This window comes from Actinocorallia herbida (assembly GCF_003751225.1).
Lineage (GTDB): Bacteria > Actinomycetota > Actinomycetes > Streptosporangiales > Streptosporangiaceae > Actinocorallia > Actinocorallia herbida.
The window spans coordinates 4,783,875-4,801,616 of record NZ_RJKE01000001.1 but is presented as its reverse complement, the minus strand read 5'-3'; the positions used below and the strand labels follow the sequence as shown (position 1 = coordinate 4,801,616).

Annotated in this window: 17 protein-coding genes; 6 read left to right on the top strand and 11 right to left on the bottom strand. The window is 72.5% G+C overall.

The window, feature by feature from the left end:
* Positions 1–56: 56 nt before the first annotated feature.
* The 3 genes from EDD29_RS22075 to EDD29_RS22065 form a co-directional block, all read right to left on the bottom strand.
* A complete protein-coding gene (locus tag EDD29_RS22075) occupies positions 57–872 on the bottom strand; it encodes a crotonase/enoyl-CoA hydratase family protein (protein WP_123666243.1) in 816 nt (271 codons plus the stop codon).
* Positions 865–2,472, bottom strand: coding sequence for a class I adenylate-forming enzyme family protein (locus EDD29_RS22070; RefSeq protein ID WP_123666242.1), 1,608 nt, complete (start codon positions 2,470–2,472; stop codon positions 865–867). Before EDD29_RS22070 ends, EDD29_RS22075 begins: the two co-directional genes overlap by 8 nt.
* 78 nt (positions 2,473–2,550) lie before the next feature.
* The gene (locus EDD29_RS22065; RefSeq protein ID WP_148086048.1) at positions 2,551–3,141 is read right to left on the bottom strand and encodes a TetR/AcrR family transcriptional regulator; all 591 of its coding nucleotides are present in this window, start codon (positions 3,139–3,141) and stop codon (positions 2,551–2,553) included.
* A 27-nt stretch (positions 3,142–3,168) separates the two neighbouring features.
* On the opposite strand from EDD29_RS22065, the gene EDD29_RS22060 reads away from it, so the two are divergent.
* From EDD29_RS22060 to EDD29_RS22050, 3 genes are all read left to right on the top strand, one after another.
* Positions 3,169–5,568: a PEP/pyruvate-binding domain-containing protein gene (locus EDD29_RS22060; RefSeq protein ID WP_211359829.1), complete on the top strand. Its 2,400-nt coding sequence runs from the start codon at positions 3,169–3,171 to the stop codon at positions 5,566–5,568.
* 90 nt (positions 5,569–5,658) lie between these two features.
* Complete coding sequence (locus EDD29_RS22055) at positions 5,659–6,342, top strand: hypothetical protein (protein ID WP_123666239.1); 684 nt, start codon at positions 5,659–5,661, stop codon at positions 6,340–6,342.
* Between the two features lie 335 nt (positions 6,343–6,677).
* Positions 6,678–7,931 (top strand): PAS domain-containing sensor histidine kinase, encoded by a 1,254-nt coding sequence (locus EDD29_RS22050; RefSeq protein ID WP_170201506.1) that lies wholly within the window; start codon positions 6,678–6,680, stop codon positions 7,929–7,931.
* On the opposite strand, the gene EDD29_RS22045 is transcribed toward EDD29_RS22050, so the two are convergent.
* The gene (locus EDD29_RS22045; protein ID WP_123666237.1) at positions 7,912–8,214 is read right to left on the bottom strand and encodes a DUF1905 domain-containing protein; all 303 of its coding nucleotides are present in this window, start codon (positions 8,212–8,214) and stop codon (positions 7,912–7,914) included. The two genes, EDD29_RS22050 and EDD29_RS22045, sit on opposite strands and share 20 nt — an antisense overlap.
* A 40-nt stretch (positions 8,215–8,254) precedes the next feature.
* Positions 8,255–8,650, bottom strand: coding sequence for a DUF5997 family protein (locus EDD29_RS22040; protein ID WP_123666236.1), 396 nt, complete (start codon positions 8,648–8,650; stop codon positions 8,255–8,257).
* Positions 8,651–8,704: 54 nt separating this feature from the next.
* Here EDD29_RS22040 and EDD29_RS22035 point away from each other — a divergent pair, with 54 nt between their 5' ends.
* From EDD29_RS22035 to EDD29_RS22025, 3 genes are all read left to right on the top strand, one after another.
* Positions 8,705–9,370, top strand: a complete 666-nt coding sequence (locus EDD29_RS22035) for a LysR family substrate-binding domain-containing protein (protein ID WP_246052922.1) — start codon at positions 8,705–8,707, stop codon at positions 9,368–9,370.
* A 119-nt stretch (positions 9,371–9,489) separates the two neighbouring features.
* The gene (gene gdhA, locus EDD29_RS22030) at positions 9,490–10,836 is read left to right on the top strand and encodes an NADP-specific glutamate dehydrogenase (protein WP_123666235.1); all 1,347 of its coding nucleotides are present in this window, start codon (positions 9,490–9,492) and stop codon (positions 10,834–10,836) included.
* Between the two features lie 149 nt (positions 10,837–10,985).
* Positions 10,986–11,198: a hypothetical protein gene (locus EDD29_RS22025; RefSeq protein WP_123666234.1), complete on the top strand. Its 213-nt coding sequence runs from the start codon at positions 10,986–10,988 to the stop codon at positions 11,196–11,198.
* Positions 11,199–11,259: 61 nt separating this feature from the next.
* On the opposite strand, the gene EDD29_RS22020 is transcribed toward EDD29_RS22025, so the two are convergent.
* The 6 genes from EDD29_RS22020 to EDD29_RS21995 all read right to left on the bottom strand — a co-directional run bounded on the left by EDD29_RS22020 (position 11,260) and on the right by EDD29_RS21995 (position 17,725).
* Positions 11,260–11,748, bottom strand: a complete 489-nt coding sequence (locus EDD29_RS22020) for a hypothetical protein (protein ID WP_123666233.1) — start codon at positions 11,746–11,748, stop codon at positions 11,260–11,262.
* 97 nt (positions 11,749–11,845) lie between these two features.
* Entirely contained in the window at positions 11,846–12,613 is a 768-nt protein-coding gene (locus EDD29_RS22015; protein ID WP_123666232.1) for a dienelactone hydrolase family protein, read from the bottom strand.
* Between the two features lie 141 nt (positions 12,614–12,754).
* Positions 12,755–13,273, bottom strand: coding sequence for a pentapeptide repeat-containing protein (locus tag EDD29_RS22010; protein ID WP_123666231.1), 519 nt, complete (start codon positions 13,271–13,273; stop codon positions 12,755–12,757).
* Positions 13,274–13,312: 39 nt separating this feature from the next.
* Entirely contained in the window at positions 13,313–15,031 is a 1,719-nt protein-coding gene (locus tag EDD29_RS22005; RefSeq protein WP_123666230.1) for a cation:proton antiporter, read from the bottom strand.
* 223 nt (positions 15,032–15,254) lie between these two features.
* Positions 15,255–15,869, bottom strand: a complete 615-nt coding sequence (locus EDD29_RS22000) for a hypothetical protein (protein ID WP_148086047.1) — start codon at positions 15,867–15,869, stop codon at positions 15,255–15,257.
* Between the two features lie 179 nt (positions 15,870–16,048).
* The gene (locus tag EDD29_RS21995; protein WP_123666228.1) at positions 16,049–17,725 is read right to left on the bottom strand and encodes an alanine racemase; all 1,677 of its coding nucleotides are present in this window, start codon (positions 17,723–17,725) and stop codon (positions 16,049–16,051) included.
* Positions 17,726–17,742 lie beyond the last annotated feature (17 nt).

The following is a 17,742-nucleotide window of genomic DNA, read 5'->3' as shown; positions in this document are numbered from 1 at the left end:
GCGCTCGGCCCCGCCGGTGACCACGGTAGTTCACCGGCGAGGCCGCGGCCGCCGCGCTACTCGCCGGTGAAGACGGGCTCGCGCTTCTCCAGGAACGCCCGCGGGCCCTCGGCGGCGTCCTTGGACTGCATGACGGCGCCGCCCAGGGGCGTCTCGATCGCGAAGGCGTCCTCCTCGGACAGGCTCTCGGTCTGCCGCAGCGTGGCGAGGACGGCCCGCACGGCCAGGGGGCCGTTGCGCGCGATGCGGTCGGCGATCTCCCTGGCCTTGGCGAGGGCCTGGCCGTCGGGCACGACGTGGTTGATCAGGCCGAGTTCATGGGCGCGGCGGGCCGTCAGATCCTCTCCGGCCAGCAGCATCTCGGCGGCCACGGCGTAGCCCATCTGGCGGCGCAGGCGCACCGCGGAACCGGCCATCGGGAACAGCCCGCGCTGCACCTCGGTGACGCCGAAGACGGCGCTCTCCCCGGCGACGCGGATGTCGGTGCCCTGGAGGATCTCGGTGCCCCCGGCGCGGCAGAAGCCCTCGGCGGCCAGGATGACGGGCTTGGTGGGCCGGTAGGTCTTGAGGTAGGCGTGCAGGGAGATGCCGGGCTCGTCCTGCAACCGGATGATCCACTCGTTGTCCCGCACGCGCTCGCGGAGGCGGAGGATCTCGCGCAGGTCCATGCCGGCGCAGAAGGTGTCGCCCTTGCCGGTGAGGACGGCGACCCGCAGCGAGTCGTCCCGGTCGAGCCGGACCCAGGCGTCGTAGAGGCGGCAGAGGACTTCGGCGTTGGTGGCGTTGCGCTTCTCCGGCCGGTTGATGGTGACGGTCAGCACGGCGCCGTCGGCCTCGACGAGGACGAGCGGGGCGGAGGTGGGTTCAGGCATCTGCGTCGGTCTCCTTGGCGAGTTCGTCGGCCAGGTCGCGGAGCTTGTTCTTGGCGACCTTCTCCAGGGTGGCGCGGGGGAAGTCGGCGACGACGTGCACGGCCCTGGGCACCTTGAAGTCGGCGAGCGCGTCCGCGCAGCGCGCGATGAGGGCCGCCCCGAACTCGGCGTCGTCGCCCTGCGCGGCGGGACCCCGGACGACGAAGGCCACCGGCACCTCGTCGAGCATCGGGTGCGACCGGCCCACGACGGCGATGTCGGAGACGCCCGGCACCTGCCGGCAGACGTCCTCGACCTCGCGGGCCGAGACGTTCTCGCCGCCGACCTTCAGCAGGTCGGCGTCCCGCTCGCAGTACATCAGGCTGCCGCCGTCGGACCAGCGGACGATGTCGCCCGTCTTGAACCAGCCGTCGGCGGTGAAGCTCTTGGCCATGGCCTCGGGGTTGTCGTGGTACTCCAGGAAGAGCTGGATGCCCCGGGTGCCCCGCACCCACAGCTCGCCGGCCTGGTCCTCGGCGCAGGGCTCGCCCGTCTCCCGGTCCACGATGAGCATCTCGTAGCCGGGCGTGGGCCGGCCCATGGAACGGGGGATCGGCGGCAGGCCGAGGCCGGCCGTCGTCGCGTGGATCACCGTCTCGGTCATGCCGTAGGCGGGGACGACGCGGAAACCCAGGACGGCTTCGAGTTCCGGCACGATCAGCCCGAACACACCGGCCTTCAGCCTGTGCTCCGGGACGGGCCCGCTGAGGACCGCGTTGATGACGAACGGGAGCAGCGAGATGTGCGTGACCCCGTGGCCGGTGACCACCTCCCAGAAGCGCGAGGAGGAGAACTTCGGCTGGAGCACCACGGTTCCGCCGACGCCCAGGGTCGTCCACAGCGCCCAGCTCTGGGAGTTGACGTGGAAGAACGGGAGATAGATCAGGTAGGTGTCGTCGCCCGTCATCCCGATGTTGGCGGGCCCGATCCGGGCGGCCCACAGCGCGTTGGCATGGGTGTGCACCACGGCCTTGGGCCGCGAGGTGGTGCCGGAGGTGAACAGGATGCCCGCGGGGGCCAGGGGCTCTGGCTCACGGTCGGGGAGCGCGTCCGCGTCGCCGTAGAGTGCGTCGAAGGAACCGAGGCCGTGGCCCGCCTCCTGCGCCGTCGGCTCCTCGCCGCCGTTGTCCCGCGTGACGGCGACCCAGGGGAGGTCGGGAGCGGCCTCCCGCACCACGGCGGCGTACCGGGGCTGGGTGATCGCCCCGACGCAGCCGGTCTTGCCCACGAAGAACTCGACCTCGCTCGCGGCGCTGCGGGTGTTCGTGGTGACCGCGACGGCGCCCAGGGTGGCGCAGGCGTACCAGGCCAGCACCATCTCCGGGCAGTTGTCGGCGTGCAGGAGCACCTTGTCGCCCTTGCCCACGCCGCGCCCGGCCAGCCCGGCGGCCAGGCCGCGCACGTCGGCCCAGAACTCGGCATAGGTCCAGGTCCGGCCTTCCCCGTGGCGGGGCTCCCAGATGAGGAGTGCCTTGTCGGGCTGCCGCTCGGCCCAGCTTCGCAGCAGCCAGGGGATGTCCTGGCCCGCGAACTGCAAGGCGGCCGATTGCGCTTCATCCATGCGATTTCCCCTCGAGCCGGGCGGGTGCGCAGGAAAAATAACACTGTAATCATGGTGTGATCAATACTCCGGGCGCCGTCAGGGCGCCGGCGCGGGGCGCACGCCGTGGAGGAGCACGCGGGTCGTCCGGTCGATCCAGTCCGGGCCGAGGGCGTCGGGGCCCCTGGTCAGGGTCGCGACGAGGACCGTGCCGATGACGAGTTCCAGCAGGACGAGCGTGTCGACCCCGGGGTCGAGGTCGCCGCGCGCGACGGCCGCGGCGAGGTCGGCGTCAAGGCCGCGCCATCCCCCGGCGGAGAACCGTTCGAGCAGCCGCAGGTGGATGTCCGGGTCGGTCGCGGCCTCGGCGATCAGGCCGGGGACGGCCGCGCGGGCCAGGGGAGTGGTCAGGAGCTCCGCGGTCCGCCGCACCAGCTCGCGCAGGTCCCCGGCGAACGAGCCGGTCCGGGCGGAGCCGCCGGTGGCGGTGTCGCGGAAGGCCGCCTCGTGGACCAGATGGGCCTTGCTCGGCCACCGCCGGTAGACCGCGGGCCGGGACGTGCCCGCGCGGTCGGCGATGGCGGCCACGGTCAGGTCGGCGTAACCGACCTCCGCCAGCAGTTCGGCCGTGGCGTCCAGGACCGCGCCGTGGATACGGGCGTCCCGCGGTCTTCCTTGGGCATTGCTCATTTTCGAGCAAAGTGTAACGTAACTGCCGTGAAGCCTGAGCGGAGCCGCCTCGTGGAGCTGTCGGACATCGTCGACGCAAGGTACGGAGGCAAGGCCCTGGGCCTCGCCGAGCTCGCCGCGGCGGGATTCGCGGTGCCCGCGGCGTTCGTCATCGCGGACGCCGACGCGGCCGGGCTCCCGGACGGGCTGGAGGCCCGACATGCCCGGCTGGCCGACTCGGCGCGCACGGTCGCGGTGCGCTCCTCGGCGGCGGGCGAGGACGGCGCCGAGAACTCCTTCGCCGGCCAGTACGCGTCGGTCCTGGGTGTGGCCGGGTACGACGGGCTCCTCGCCGCGATCGGACACTGCGTGGCCTCGGCGTCCTCCGAACGCGCGACCGCCTACCGGTCGGCCGCGGGGGTCTCCGGCGCCATGCACCTCGTCGTCCAGGAGATGGTGGACGCGCGCGCCGCCGGGGTCGTGTTCACCGCGGACCCGGCGAGCGGCCGCCGCGACCTCTGCGTCGTCGACGCGGTGCCCGGCCTGGGGGAGTCGCTGGTCGACGGTTCCGCGAGCTCCGACCACTACGAGGTGGACCGCGCCGGCCGGATCGTCGACCGGCAGACGGCGCAGAGCCCGGCGCTCACCGACGCCGAGGTGGCGGCCGTCGTGGCGGGCGCCCGCGCGGCGGAGGCCCGCTGGGGCAGGCCCCTCGACCTCGAATGGGCGATCGACCGGACGGGCGAGATCCGCTGGCTCCAGGCGCGGCCGATCACCGCGCTCCCCGGCGACCTGAACGCGATGGACAGCCTGGTGGCGGGCGAGGACCACGTCTACACCCGGTGCAACATCGGCGAGATGATGCCCGGCGCGTTCTGCCCGCTCACCGCGTCCGTCAGCGGGCAGGCGATCGAGTACGCGATGCAGCTGGTCCAGATCGCGGGAGGGGTCCAGGACGCCTACCGGGAGGACCGCTGGCTGCAACTGGGCTACTTCTCCGGCCACCTGTTCCTCAACATGACCGAGGGGACGGCCCTGAGCTCGGGGATCCTGGGCAACTCCCTGGAGCAGTACTCGCTGTCGATCGCGGGCCGGGTCGTGCCGGAGCTGGTGCCGAAGCCGCCGAAGCCGTTCGCCCGGCGGCTGGTCAACACCGTCCGGCTGACCGCCTTCGCGCTGTCGGCGGGCCGGGCGATCCGCCGTCTCGACCGCGACCTGGCCCGCTTCGCGACGCCGTCCGCCGGGTCGCCGGCCGGCCTGCTCGCCGAACTGGACGCGGCGATCGAGCTCTACAACGAGGCGACGCTCACCCACGTCCGGTCCTCCGCGAGGTCCGCCGTCGCGGCGAACATGCTGGAGCAGACGATGGTGCGCGAGGCGGTCAAGGCCGGCGGAAGCCAGGACGACGGCCGGTCCAGGGCCTCCGCGCTGCTGGCCGGCGCCACCGAGGTGGAAAGCGCCGTCATGCTGGCGCAGTTGGACGACGTCGTGGGTCGGCTGGCCGCGGACCCGTCGGAAGCCTCGGCGTTCCTCACGGCGGACCCTGCCGAGGCCGTCACCCGGTTGGCCGGGGACGGCGGTCCGATCGGCCGCACGTTCCAGGAGTTCCTGGCCCGCCACGGCCACCGGGGCTACCGGGAGCTGTGCGTGCGCGACCCGTCGTGGGGCGACGACCCGGACGGCCTCGGCACGATCATGCAGGCCATGCTCCGGGCCCGCCGCGACACCGGTGACGCCGTCCGCCCGGCGCGTGAGCCGGTGCGGGAGGGTGTGCCCGGGGCCGTGCGGGTGATGGCCGGGCTGGCGCGGGCCGGGGCGCGTGGCCGAGAGGCGACCAAGTCGCGCATGGTGCTCGTCGCGCACCGGCTCGGCCGCGGGTACCGCCTGCTGGGCGAGCAGCTCGCTGCGGCGGGACGCCTGCCCGACGCCGACCTCGTGTTCTTTCTCGACCGGTCGGAGCTGCCCGCCCTCGTCGGCGACGGCGATCTCGGCGACCTGGTCGAGCAGGCGGAGTCACGCAGGGCGGCGCTGGCGTTCCAGGCCCGGCTGGAGTTCCCGGACGTCTGCGTCGGCAGGCCCGTGCCGGCCCGGCCGCAGGCCCCGGAGGCGAGCGCGGACGGGGTGATCACCGGCCGTCCCGCGTGCGGGGGCGTCGCGGAGGGCGTCGTCCGGGTCGCGACGACCATCGCGCAGGCCCGTGACCTCCGCCCCGGCGAGATCCTCGTCGCGCCCGTCACGGACGTCGGCTGGACGCCGTACTTCACCCTGATCGCCGCGCTCGTCACCGATGTCGGCAGCTCGGTCTCGCACGGCGCCGTCGTCGCCCGCGAGTACGGCCTGCCCTGCGTGGTCAACACCCAGGGCGCCACCCTCATGCTCCGCACCGGCGACCGCGTCCGGGTCGATGGCGACCGCGGCACCGTGACCCTCCTGGCCCCCGTCCCCTGAAGCTGCGAAAGCTCCCGCGTACCGAACGTCGGGTCCGCTCTTTCCGGGATATCCCGAAGTTCGCGACGCCGGCCGCACTACCTTGGGCGCATGATCGAAGGGGTGCGGAGTCTGCGGCGGGGCCAGGTCACCGAGGCGGAGGCACGGGCCGCGGTCCGGCTGTTCCATGAACCGCACAAGGCGAAGGCGGTGGACGGCGCCCTCGACGACATCGAGGACTACGAGACCGATGTGCTGGTCGCGGACGGGGACCTGCACGTTCCCGGTGACCTCGATCTCACCGACGAGGGCGCCTACCTCCTGATCGTGCACGGGGATCTCATCGTCGACGGCTGTTACGGAGACGGCGACGATCCGGAGTCGTTCCTGCTGGTCACCGGCGGCATGCGGGCCCGGGACGTGGTCACCGCCGGTTGGCTGGAGGTCCACGGAGACCTGCGCACCGGGCGGCTCATCGGCGACTACAACGACTGCTCGGCCTTGATCGGCGGCGACGTCCACGCGGACCTCTTCTACGGCGAGGAGCACTGGTTCACCGTCGAGGGCCGGGTCCACGCGAACGTCGTCGTGGGCACCCCGCGCATGTCGGCGAACCGCCCCGCCGGCCTGCCGCTCGACGATGTCCGGCTCCTCGACCACTTCGACCGCGACCTCCTGCGCGTCCTCGACGACACCGCCGAAGACGGCACCCCGCTGGTGGACGTGGACGGCTTCCGCGACTTCCACGCGCTCAAGCGCCGCGTCCGCGCCGGCCTCCCCCTCCGCCCCCCCTGACCCGCCTCCCAAGGTCCCTGGCTCGGCGGCCCCGTAGGAGCCTTACTGCGTAAAGGCGTCGGTTCGGGCCGAGCCCGAGAAGACCTCGGAAGCGCGGCGGACTGAGGCTCATCATCGGCCCGGCGGAAGATGTCCAAATCTTGGGTGATCATCGGGCAAATCATGACGGGGGCGTGTTTGTCGGCGGCGGTGGTCGAGCACACTGTGCTCGTCCGGACCTCTGCCCGGCCTGACCCGGGCGGTGCCGTCCTATGCGCCGCCATCGCAGGGCGAGGCCTTCGGGGATGACGCGGCGGCTCGCTTCCTCCCCGCACACGACGGCAGAGGGAGTGCCGATGGACGAGGTCGATTTCCGGTCCTGGTTCGACAGGGCCCCGGTCGCGTTGGCGGTGCTGTCGCCCGACCTGACCTTCGCCGCCGTGAACCGCGACTACGAGCTGCTCCTCGGCCGGACCCGCGAGCAATGCGTGGGCCGCAACCTCTTCGACGTCTTCCCGGGCGGGTCCTGGAAAGAGGGTGCGGAGACGATGCGGGCGTGCTTCGAGCGGCTGCTGGCCGGGGACGAGGACGCGGCGGACGTCGTGGTGCTGCAACGCTACGACGTCGAAGTACCGGGCTTTCCGGGAACCTCCGAGGAGCGGTACTGGAGCGTGGCCTGCCGCACCCTGCGGGAGGCCGGCGGCCCGGTCCACGGTCTGGTCCTGCGGGTGGAGGAGGTCACCTCGGTCGTCGAACGGATCCGGGAGGAAGGGCGGGCGCCGGTCTTCGACGAGGGGCTGACCCGTGCGGCCGCGATCGAGGCCCAGCTGTTCTTCCAGACCGGGCGGCTCCAGGACGTCAACCAGCGGCTGCGCAGCTCCGAGGCCAGGGAGCGCAGGATCGCCGAGGGGCTGCGGGAGATGGTCCGGCGGCAGCGCCAGGTCGTCGTCGACACCTCACACGATCTGCGCGGCCCGATCACCGGCCTGCAGATCAGGCTGGCGGAGGCGCTCCAGGACCCTGACGCGGACCCCCGCGAGATCCTGCGGGCCGCGTTGCAGGACGCCGAGCGGCTCGGCGACATCATCGGCGAACTGCTGGAGCTGGCCCGCCTGGAGGCGGGGGCGCCCGCGCCGACCGAGCCGGTCGACCTGGCCCAGCTGACCCGGAGCGAGCTGGCCCGCCGCTCTTTCACGATCACCACGTCGACGAGTCTGGGCAGCGGGATCGTGGTGGACGCCTCGCCGATCCGGCTGGCCCGTCTCCTGGCCAATCTGCTGGCCAACGCGGAACGGCACGCCGGTTCGCACCTCGAGGTGCGGCTCGGCGCCACCGACGGGCGGGCGGTGCTGGAGGTCGTCGACGACGGTCCCGGCATCCCCGACGCCGACAAGGAGCGGATCTTCACCCGCTTCTTCCGCCGCTCCGACGCGCGGTCCTCAGACCCGGGCGGCAGCGGCCTGGGCCTGCCGATCGCCCGCCAGATCGCCGAGGCCCACGGCGGCACCCTGCACGCCGCCGACCGCACCGACGGCCTGCCGGGCGCCCGTATGGTCCTGCGCCTGCCGCTCCGCCCGAGCCGACCGGGTCTCAGGGATCGAGGACGGTGAGGGTGACGGTGGCGGGGTCGCCGGGGGTCAGGTCCTCGGCGGTGCGGACGGCGCGCTTGACGGGGAGGACGTAGGTTCCGCGCGCCTTGTCGGGGAAGATCGAGGTGGTCCAGGTGGTTCCGCCGATCGCCGCGCGCACCCGGAGCGCGCCGAAGCCCGGCGACGGCGGGCGCGGCCGGTCGAGGAGGTCGGCGGACACCTCGGCGGGCAGGCTGACGAACGTCCAGGTGTCGGACCGCCGGGCCTCCCAGATCCACAGCTCGGCCGTGAAGACGACCTTCACAAGGCCGTCCTCTCGTTGCCCGGCCTCAGATAGGGCGGCTTCACTTCGTGGAGCGGGCCTTGGCGTTCTGCTGCTTGAGGCGGACGGTCTCGTGCCGGACCTCGTTCAGGTTGTTCTGCTCTTTGCGCAGCCACTCGGGCTTCTCGGCCTTCAGGGCCTCGATCTCGGCGGTGGTGAGGGGGCCCGTGATGCCGCCGCGGGCCAGGCCCGAGGTGGAGATGCTGAGCTTGGCGGCGACGACCTGCTTGGGGTGGGGGCCTTCGCGGCGCAGGTCGGTGAGCCAGGCCGGCGGGTCGGCCTGGAGCGCGTTCAGCTCGTCCCGGGACACCACGCCTTCCTGGAACTCGGCGGGCGCTGCCGACAGCAGGATCCCCAGCTTCTTGGCCGCGGTCGCGGGCTTCATGGTCTGCGGGGTCTTCGCCCTGGACGTGCTCATGGGTCAAGGGTAGCCAGTGCGAGAGGGCCGTCAGAACGCCACTAGGCTGGGGAGGTGACTGAGGGTGAATTCCGGCTGGCCTACGCGCTGGGGGTGACGCCCGCGAAATGGGCAGGTGTCTGGGCCGAGCGGGTGCGTGAGGTGCCGCTCCGGCTGATCCAGGTGCCCGCCGCCGAGGCCGTTCCCCTCCTGCGGGGCGGCGGCGCGGACGCCGCGTTCGTGCGGCTGCCCATCGACCGGGAGGCCCTGCACGTCATCCCGCTCTATGTGGAGGCGACCGTCGTCGTGGTGCCGAAGGAGCACGCGGTGGCCGCGGTCGACGAGGTGGCGCTCGCCGATCTCGCCGACGAGGACGTCTTCGCGCCGCTCGACGACGTCCTGGACTGGGCCGATCGCCCAGGGCGGCCCGCCTTCACCCGCCCCGAGATCACCGAGGACGCGATCGAGCTCGTGGCGTCGGAGGCCGGCGTGCTGCTGCTCCCGCAGTCCCTGGCCCGCCTCCACCACCGCAAGGACGTCACCTACCGGACCGTGACGGACGCCCCCCGGTCCCAGATCGGCCTGGCCTGGCCCGCGGACGTGACGACGGATCTCATGGAGGAGCTGATCGGCATCGTCCGCGGCCGCACCGCCAACAGCTCCCGCGGCCGCGCCCCCCAGAAGCCCGCCCTTAAGAAGACCCCGCAGAAGCGCGCCGCTCCCAGACCCCGGCGCCGCTGAGCGGCCCCGGGAGGCCGCCCGCCGACCCGGTGGGTCCGTGTTCGGGACACGGGGCGGGGGCGCCTCGGCAGGGGTGGGCGGAGTCGTAAGGTGGGGCGGCAAAAGGCGCGACCTGGGGGATGATCTTGCACGAGAAGTTGTCGTTGATCTATGACAGTGTGCTGCGGCGGAACGCCGGGGAGATGGAGTTCCATCAGGCCGTGCGGGAGGTGCTCGAGAGCATCGGTCCGGTGCTCGGCAAGCATCCGGAGTACGCCGAGTCCAAGATCATCGAGAGGATCTGCGAGCCCGAGCGTCAGATCATCTTCCGGGTGCCGTGGGTCGACGACCGGGGCGAGGTGCAGATCAACCGCGGCTTCCGGGTGGAGTTCAACAGCGCGCTGGGGCCGTACAAGGGCGGGCTGCGGTTCCACCCGTCGGTCTACCTGGGGATCGTGAAGTTCCTGGGCTTCGAGCAGATCTTCAAGAACAGCCTGACGGGTCTGCCCATCGGCGGCGGAAAGGGCGGCTCGGACTTCGATCCGAAGGGCCGCTCCGACCGCGAGGTGATGAACTTCTGCCAGAGCTTCATGACCGAGCTCTACCGGCACATCGGTGAGCACACCGACGTGCCCGCGGGCGACATCGGGGTGGGCGGCCGGGAGATCGGCTACCTGTTCGGCCAGTACAAGCGCATTACGAACCGCTACGAATCCGGCGTTCTCACCGGCAAGGGGCTCGTCTACGGCGGCGCTCAGGTGCGTACGGAGGCCACCGGCTACGGCTGTGCGTTCTTCGTCCAGGAGATGCTGAAGGCCCGCGGCACGTCGTTCGACGGCAAGCGGGTCGTGGTCTCCGGCTCCGGCAACGTGGCGATCTACACGATCGAGAAGGTCCAGCAGCTCGGCGGCCTCGTCGTGGCCTGCTCCGACTCCTCCGGCCACGTGATCGACGAGAAGGGCGTCGACCTGGATCTGCTCAAGCAGGTCAAGCAGGTCGAGCGGGCCAGGCTCGACGTTTACGCCGCACGCCGCGGCGGCCAGGCCGTCTTCGTTCCCGGCCGCAGCGTCTGGGAGGTGCCCTGCGAGGTCGCGATGCCGTCCGCCACCCAGAACGAGATCACGGGCGCGGACGCCGCCTTCCTCGTCGCGGGCGGCTGCGTCGCCGTGGGGGAGGGGGCCAACATGCCGACCACGCCCGAGGGCATCAAGATCTTCCTGGACGCGGGCGTCGCGTTCGCCCCGGGCAAGGCCGCCAACGCGGGCGGCGTGGCCACCAGCGCGCTGGAGATGCAGCAGAACGCCAGCCGCGACTCGTGGACGTTCGAGTACTCCGAACGCCGCCTCCAGGAGATCATGCAGGACATCCACACCCGCTGCCTCCAGACCGCCGACGAATACGGCATGCCCGGCAACTACGTGGCAAGCGCCAACATCGACGGCTTCCGCAAGGTCGCCGATGCGATGCTGGCCCTGGGCGTGATCTGAGGAATCTGCCACAGCGCACCGATGAGCGGTCTTCCGGGTGCCGCCGACGAGCCGGGGTGGGTGGCGGCCTGGGCCGGGGGACCGGGGACGGGCGCGGGTCGGCAACGTCGCGGAGTTCAACGGGACCGTCGGAGCGCCCGACGGGCGCGATGGAGGTCGAGGGGACGAGCTACCAGGGCGTCACGGTCGGACCCGGCGCGCTGCCCGAGCGCCTCGCCGCGACCGCGGCGCGCTTCGGCGCCGCGGTGGGCCGGGCCCTGGCCGACGAGGGCCACCGCGGCGGGTTCGACGTCGACGTCGTCGCCGATGGGGCCGGCAGGCTCGCGCCGACCGAGACCGACCTCCGGCTGACCGGCCGGTAGGAGTTGTCCTGCGGCCACCGCGCCAGCAGCAGCCAGGCGACGGACAGGTGGGCGAGGAAGGTCAGCGCTGTGGGAACAGCCACCACCAGGGCGACGGGATGCCCGTGGTGTCGGTCGAGTGCCGCCACAGCACTTCGGTCAGCACGAACGCGAGGACGGCGACGGGCACCGCGAGCAGCAGCATCCCGCGGGTGAGCCGCTCGGGGCCCGGATCGGAGTGCTCGGCGAAGGGCGGCGTGCGGGTCGGCCCGCCCTTGCCATAGGAGCGCCGTCCGGTCACCGGCCGCGGCAGCCGCGCGGGATCCACCTTCCCGTCCTCGCCGCGGGGCACCGCCCGGACGGGGACGAACGCGCGGGGCGTGCGGCGGGCGATGGCCCGGGGCGCGGCGAGGAAGGCCCCCAGATCCGCGGCCTCGACCTTCCCGTCGGCCACCACGTGCGCGACGAGCGCGTGCCCCCCGTACCCCATGGAGATCCGCACGACCGCGCAGTCCCGCACCCTCGGATGGAGCAGCAGCCCGGCCGGCGCCTCGGTGGAGGAGAACGGCACGGGTGCGAAGTCGGACGCTCGGCTAAGCCGACTCCGGTCCACCGCAGGGTGTCCGGACATGAATCGATGGGCGATTTCGGCCGCCGCACCCGTCGCTCTATCGGGTGAAGACCTCTTCGAGGAAGGACGTCAGGGCCCGCCAGCTGCGGCGGTCGGCGACCTCCCGGTAGGCGGGGGTCTCCGGGAGGGTGAAGGAGTGCGGGGCGCCGGAGTAGACGGTGATCTGCCAGTCGAGGTCGGGGCGGGTGCGGAGTTCGTCGGCGAAGGCGGTGACGGCGGCGTCGGGCACGACCGGGTCCGCGCCGCCGGTGAGGATCAGGAGCGAGCCCTTGACGCGGGTCACGTCGGCGGGGTCGTGCGGCTGGAGGCCGCCGTGGAACGACACCGTGCCGGCCAGGTCGGCGCCGGTCCTGGCGAACTCCAGGGCCGCGCTGCCGCCGAAGCAGTAACCGATGACGACGATGCGGGTCTCGTCCACGCGCGGGTCGGCGGCGACCACGTCGTAGGCGGCTCGGACCCGCTCGCGCAGCAGCGGGAGGTCGCCGTAGTAGCGTCCCGCCTCCGCGGCGGCCTCCTTCTGGTCGTCGAAGCGGCGGCCGGTGCCGTACAGGTCGGCGGCGAAGGCGAAGTAGCCCAGCCGCGCCAGCATCTGGGCGCGGGCGCGCGGGTACTCGCGCAGGCCCGTCCAGTCGTGCAGGACGATGACGGCGGGCTTAGGGTCGGCGACCGCCGCGTCGTGCACGGCGTAACCCTCCAGGGTCTGCTCACGCTCGGCATAGGCGACGACCTCCGCTTCCAGGCGCGCGTCCGGCTCGAGCGGCACACGCGCCACGAGCCGCTGGTGGACGCCGGAGAACTCGGTCATGTCGGTGACTCCTGGGGAAGGCGGACGGTCCCCCGATCATCCCAGAGCCCGGCCGATCCGAGCGACGCCGGGAGTGCCGTCCGGCGTCATCGGCTTCCGCTCCGCCGTCGGCCACGTGAACGGCCCGTGGGGCGCGGCTCGTCACGGGTCGAAGAGCGCCCCCTGGACCAGCGGCGTGACGGTGCGCGCCCACTCGGCGCGGACGCCCGTGCCACGCAGGTCGGCGCCGGTCAGCCGCGCGTCGGAGAGGTTCGCGCCGGTCATCCGCGCGTCGCGCAGGACCGCCCGGGTGAGATCGGCTCGCGTGAGGTCGGCGTCGCGCAGGTCGGCGCCGGTCAGGTCGGCTTCGCACAGCTGTGCCCAGCACAGGTCGGCGCGGTGCAGCACGGCCCCGGCCAGGTCCGCCTCCGACGCCATCATGCCCTCGGCGCTCGCCCGGGTCAGGTTCGCGCCGCGGAGTTCCGCGCCCTCCAGGAACGTCCCGTACAGCGTCGCCTCGACGAGGTCCGCCCCGGTGAGGTCCGCGTGGGACAGGTCGGTGAACCTCAGTACCGCTCCGCGCATCCGTGCTCCGGCCAGCCGGAACCCGGACAGGCTCAGGCCGTCGAGGCGGGCCCCCGTCAGATCGAGAGGGTCACCGTGCTCGTCGGGTTCGGTCATGGCGCTCCTTCGCGGAGGCACCCCGTTGGGGGGAGGGGTTCAGGCCCGGGTGGTGGTGCGCTGTTCGATGGTGTCGAGGAGGTCCTCGACGTGCCGGTAGGTCTCGGAGCTGTACGCGCCGATGCCGCGTTCGGCGGAGAGGGCGTCGCGCATGGCGTCGAGGTAGCGGTGCTGAAGGATGAGGGTCTGTTCGAGTGCGCCGGGCTTGGGGGCGCTCGCCTGGTGGGCGCCGGTGAGGATGCGGGGGAGGATCCGCTCCTTCATCTGGGCGGTGAGCCGAGGGTCGATCCGCTCGCCGTCGATGGTCTGCTCCTCCAGCGGGCCGAGCGCGTCCACCGCGGATTCGCCGACCTGGCGCAGCAGCGCGTGGAACGCGTCCCGTCGCTCCTCGGGGCTCTCCGCGCGGAACCGCAGCCGGGTGATCACCGCGGGGAGGGTGAGACCGAAGGCGACGAGGGTGATGAGCGCGACGAAGAACGCGGCGAGGACGATCGTCGCCCGGTTGGGGGTGCCGACCGGGATGGTCTGCACGGCGGCGACCGTGACGACTCCGCGCATGCCCGCCCAGGCGAGGGCCAGGCTGCCGCGGGCGGTGATCGGCTCGCGCTCCTCGAACTCGACGTCGGCCTTGCCGCGTTCCAGCCGGCGGCGGGCGGCCGCCAGCCGGGCCTCCTCGCGCTCGTCGGCGGGCGTTCTGGCGTCCAGGCGCTCCTCGAACCGGTCGAGGCGCGCCCTCGCCTGCTCCCCCTTGTCGCCCGTGCCGAAGCGGGAGGTGAGCGCGGGCCACGCCAGCCCGAGGAAGCGCAGCGCGACGAGGAGGGCGACGACCACCGCGACGAGCCCCGTCATCCGTCCGAGGGTGGTCTCGCCGCGGGCCGCGTTGACGAACTCCGGCAGCTGGTAGCCCATCGCGAGGAAGACGGCGCTTTCGAGGATGAAGCTGATCGTCGTCCAGGTGGTGGTCTGGGTCTGCCGGTCCCTGGCGCTGAAGCGGCGGCTGCCCATCGTGCCGGTGACGAGGCCCGCGACGACCACCGCGAGCACGCCGGACGCCTCCACCTCCTCGGCCGGGAAGAAGGCGAGGAACGGGACCGCGAAGGAGATGGTGGTGTTGAGGACCGGGTCGTCGAGCCGCTCGCGCAGCCGGGCCGTCACCCATCCGGTGACCGACCCGATGACGGCGGCGCCGACGACCGCCCAGCCGAACTCCAGGACCGTGTGGCCGAGCGAGAACTCGCCGGTCACCGCGAGGGCGGCCAGCGCCGTGCGGAGCACGACCAGGGCGGACGCGTCGTTGACCAGGCTCTCGCCCTCCAGGACCACCATGAGGCGCGGCGGCAGCCCGACGCGGCGCCCGATCGCGGTCGCCGCGACCGCGTCGGTCGGGCTCACCACGGCGCCGAGCGCGACCGCGAGCGCGAAGGAGATGTCGGGGAACAGCAGGTGCACCACCGCGCCGATGACCAGCGCCGACACGATCACCATGGCGACCGAGAGCCAGGAGATGAGCCAGAAGTTCCGGCGGACGTCGATCACCGGGAGGTTCACCGCCGACGAGTACAGCAGCGGCGGCAGGACCCCGGCCAGCACCCATTCCGGTTCGAGGTGGATCACCGGCGTGCTCGGCAGATAACTGGCGGCGATACCGAGCCCGACGAGGAGCAACGGCGCCGCCACACCGGTGCGCCGGGCGAAGACGGACGCGGCGATCATGATCGCGAGTGCCGCACCGGCGATGAGGACGAACTGATGATCCACTATGCGAAGCCCATGGTGTCGGAGATCTCGGACGTCCGGAGCCGCGAGGGACCGGCCTCCCGTACGTGCGCTCGGACCGCGCCGGGCCACTGACCGCCTTCCCGACCCTAGCCCAATGACCTGCGCGTACCCCGGCCAGGTGTGCGGGTCCCGTCCTCCGCGTCCGTGACAGGACGTGCCGGGGGGACGCGCTCCGGTGGAACGCGTCCCCCCGTACCCTTGGTCAGATGGAGCCCTTCTCCCACCAGCCGCAGTCCCAGCGGACCTTGGAACCGCCTTCGCACATGCGGATGTCGTAGAACTTGCCGCCGTAGGTGCCGTTCACCGTGCCGAGGGCGGTGAGCCTGAGGTCCTCCACGGACGTCGTGACGCCCATGAGGGTCCAGCCCTGGTAATCGGCGTAGTCCCCGAGGGTCATCCCGGTGAACACGTCGAACGTCGTCGTCTGGTGCGTGTCATAGACCACGGGGACCATCACGATGTTGGTGGTCTTGAACGTGTCGGTCGTCCAGTTGTAGAGCTGGATGTCCATGGACGCCCGGCAGTTGGGCTTTCCCGAGCTCGTCTTGGGATAGCCCGGGAGCAGGTGTCCGTACACCCAGAGGGACGACTGCTTGGCGCCGCCGATCGTCGTGCCGCCGGCCGAGATGGTGAACTTGGCCTCGTAGGAGCACTGCCCCGACTTGACGCTGAACATCAGCCCGTTGTTGGAGCTCTGCAGCGTGTTCCAGCCGCCGATCTTGTAGATCCCGACCTCGGCCGACGCCGGACCGGCGAGGCCTAGCACCAGCAGTGCGGCGCTGAACAGGCTGCTCAACGCCATGATTGTGCGCTTCATGTTGCTCCCGTCGAAACGATCAAGATCAACGATCTTCCGCTCGGGCGGCGAACCGGCCGGGTGCCGGGTCTTGCTTCCAGGAGTCCGGCACATGTCGGACTCGCGCATGACGGCGAGCCAAGCGCGCGTCGGGGGCGGCCGGGAAGGACCTCCCGGGCGCCCTCGGGCGCGGCCACTGGTCACAGGATGGTGCGGCCCAGGGCGGACATGAGGAGGTCGCAGGCGAAGGGGACGGCGGTGGGGGTCAGGCCGGTGAACTCCAGGCCGAGGAGGCCCGGACGGGCGGCGACGGCCTCGGTGGCCTGGTGGGCCTCGCGTTCCGACAGGCCCTTGCCGGGGGTGTGGACCCCGGCCTCGCACAGGAGCAGGTATCCGCGGGTGCCGGCGGTCGCGGCGTCCAGGGCGCGGCGCATCACGTCCCGGATGCCGCGCGCGTCGACGTCGACGATGGTGGCGACGGACAGCGGGGTGCCGCGGACCAGGTCGGACGCCTCGCGCAGGCCGACCACCGCGATGTTCTCCGGCGCGAGGCGGGGCCGGAGCTCCAGGAGCCGCGCGAGGAGGCCGGCGTCCGCGGTGAGCCAGACCAGCCCGAGGGAGTCGCCCCCGGTGTCGGCGACCAGGCGGGCGGACGGGTGCTCGGTGAGCCGGGCGGGCATCCCGCCGGGGGAGGGCGCCAGGTTCAGGGCGGCGATCCGCGCGGCGGCCTTCGCCGCGACGGCCGCGGCCGCGAGGCCCGGGTCGACGTCCAGGGCGATCGAGCGGGGGCGGGGTGGAGGCTGGTCGAACATGGGGACCTTCCGCACGTACTCGCTGGTCATCGCCGCGAGCAGGGCCCCGTAGCCGAGGCGGAAGCGCAGCGTGTCGCCGACCGACGGCGGCGGCGCCATCTCCGTCACGTCGACGATCATGTGGTCGCTGGACGCGCCCAGCACCTCGACCCCCGCCTCGACCGGGTGCAGCACCGCGACGTCGACGTCCTCCCGCCCGACGTTGAGGATGCCGCGCAGCCGGTCGCCCCGATCGGGGAAGACCGGGCGGCCGCCGAACGCGTCGACGCCGGTCTCCCCGATCGGCACCGACGGTTTCACCTTCACCTCGAGGAGGTCGGCCTCCAGCGTGAACGCCGACCTGTCGAGTTCGTCCCACGGCTCGTCGAAGAACGTGTCCCGGCCGCCCTGCAGGATCGTCTCCCCGAGCCGCAGATTCGTGATCCCCGGCGGCATCCCGCCCGCCAGCAGGAACGGCAGGCTGCTGGAGTTCCCGCCCGTCACATGCGGCAGCTCCAGCCCGAACTCCGCCCGCACCCGCCGCGCGTACCCGGCGAGCCGCCCCATGTTCTCCGCAGACGGCAGCACCGCCCCGAAACACGTCAGGTTCGTGCCGAGCCCGACCAGCCGCACCCCGGGCCACACCACGATCCGGGCGACCGCGGGCATCAGCTCCGGCGGCCACACCCCCTCCCGCAGATCGCCCAGATCCACCATGAGGATCACCTCGTGGACGCGGGAGCGCCGCTCCGCCGCCCGCGAAAGCGCCTCGATCGTCTCCAGTTCGGAGTTCAGGCTGAGATCGGCCAGCCGGACCGTCTCGTCCGCCAGGTCCGGCGGCGGGCTGCGCAGCAGCAGCACCGGATCGCTGATCCCGGCCGCCCGCAGCCGCCGGATGTTCTCCAGCCGGGACTCGCCGATCCCGATGACGCCGCCGCGCAGCATCGCCCGCGCCACCTGCGGCATCCCGCAGGTCCCCTTCGTCACCCCGAAGACGCTGACGCCGTGGCGGGCGCACGCCGCGGTGACCGCCCGGGCGTTCCGCTCGATCACCCCGAGGTCGACGGTGACGCACGGTGCCGCCATGAGCCCCCCGATCCGAC

Bases quoted from the DNA above. Each gene is read 5' to 3' on its own strand.
- EDD29_RS22000 (WP_148086047.1), bottom strand. From the start codon at position 15,869: ATGAAGCGCACAATCATGGCGTTGAGCAGCCTGTTCAGCGCCGCACTG.
- EDD29_RS21995 (WP_123666228.1), bottom strand. From the start codon at position 17,725: ATGGCGGCACCGTGCGTCACCGTCGACCTCGGGGTGATCGAGCGGAAC.
- EDD29_RS22015 (WP_123666232.1), bottom strand. From the start codon at position 12,613: ATGACCGAGTTCTCCGGCGTCCACCAGCGGCTCGTGGCGCGTGTGCCG.
- EDD29_RS22065 (WP_148086048.1), bottom strand. From the start codon at position 3,141: ATGAGCAATGCCCAAGGAAGACCGCGGGACGCCCGTATCCACGGCGCG.
- EDD29_RS22070 (WP_123666242.1), bottom strand. From the start codon at position 2,472: ATGGATGAAGCGCAATCGGCCGCCTTGCAGTTCGCGGGCCAGGACATC.
- EDD29_RS22055 (WP_123666239.1), top strand. From the start codon at position 5,659: ATGATCGAAGGGGTGCGGAGTCTGCGGCGGGGCCAGGTCACCGAGGCG.
- EDD29_RS22075 (WP_123666243.1), bottom strand. From the start codon at position 872: ATGCCTGAACCCACCTCCGCCCCGCTCGTCCTCGTCGAGGCCGACGGC.
- EDD29_RS22040 (WP_123666236.1), bottom strand. From the start codon at position 8,650: ATGAGCACGTCCAGGGCGAAGACCCCGCAGACCATGAAGCCCGCGACC.
- EDD29_RS22010 (WP_123666231.1), bottom strand. From the start codon at position 13,273: ATGACCGAACCCGACGAGCACGGTGACCCTCTCGATCTGACGGGGGCC.
- gdhA (WP_123666235.1), top strand. From the start codon at position 9,490: ATGATCTTGCACGAGAAGTTGTCGTTGATCTATGACAGTGTGCTGCGG.
- EDD29_RS22025 (WP_123666234.1), top strand. From the start codon at position 10,986: ATGGAGGTCGAGGGGACGAGCTACCAGGGCGTCACGGTCGGACCCGGC.
- EDD29_RS22050 (WP_170201506.1), top strand. From the start codon at position 6,678: ATGGACGAGGTCGATTTCCGGTCCTGGTTCGACAGGGCCCCGGTCGCG.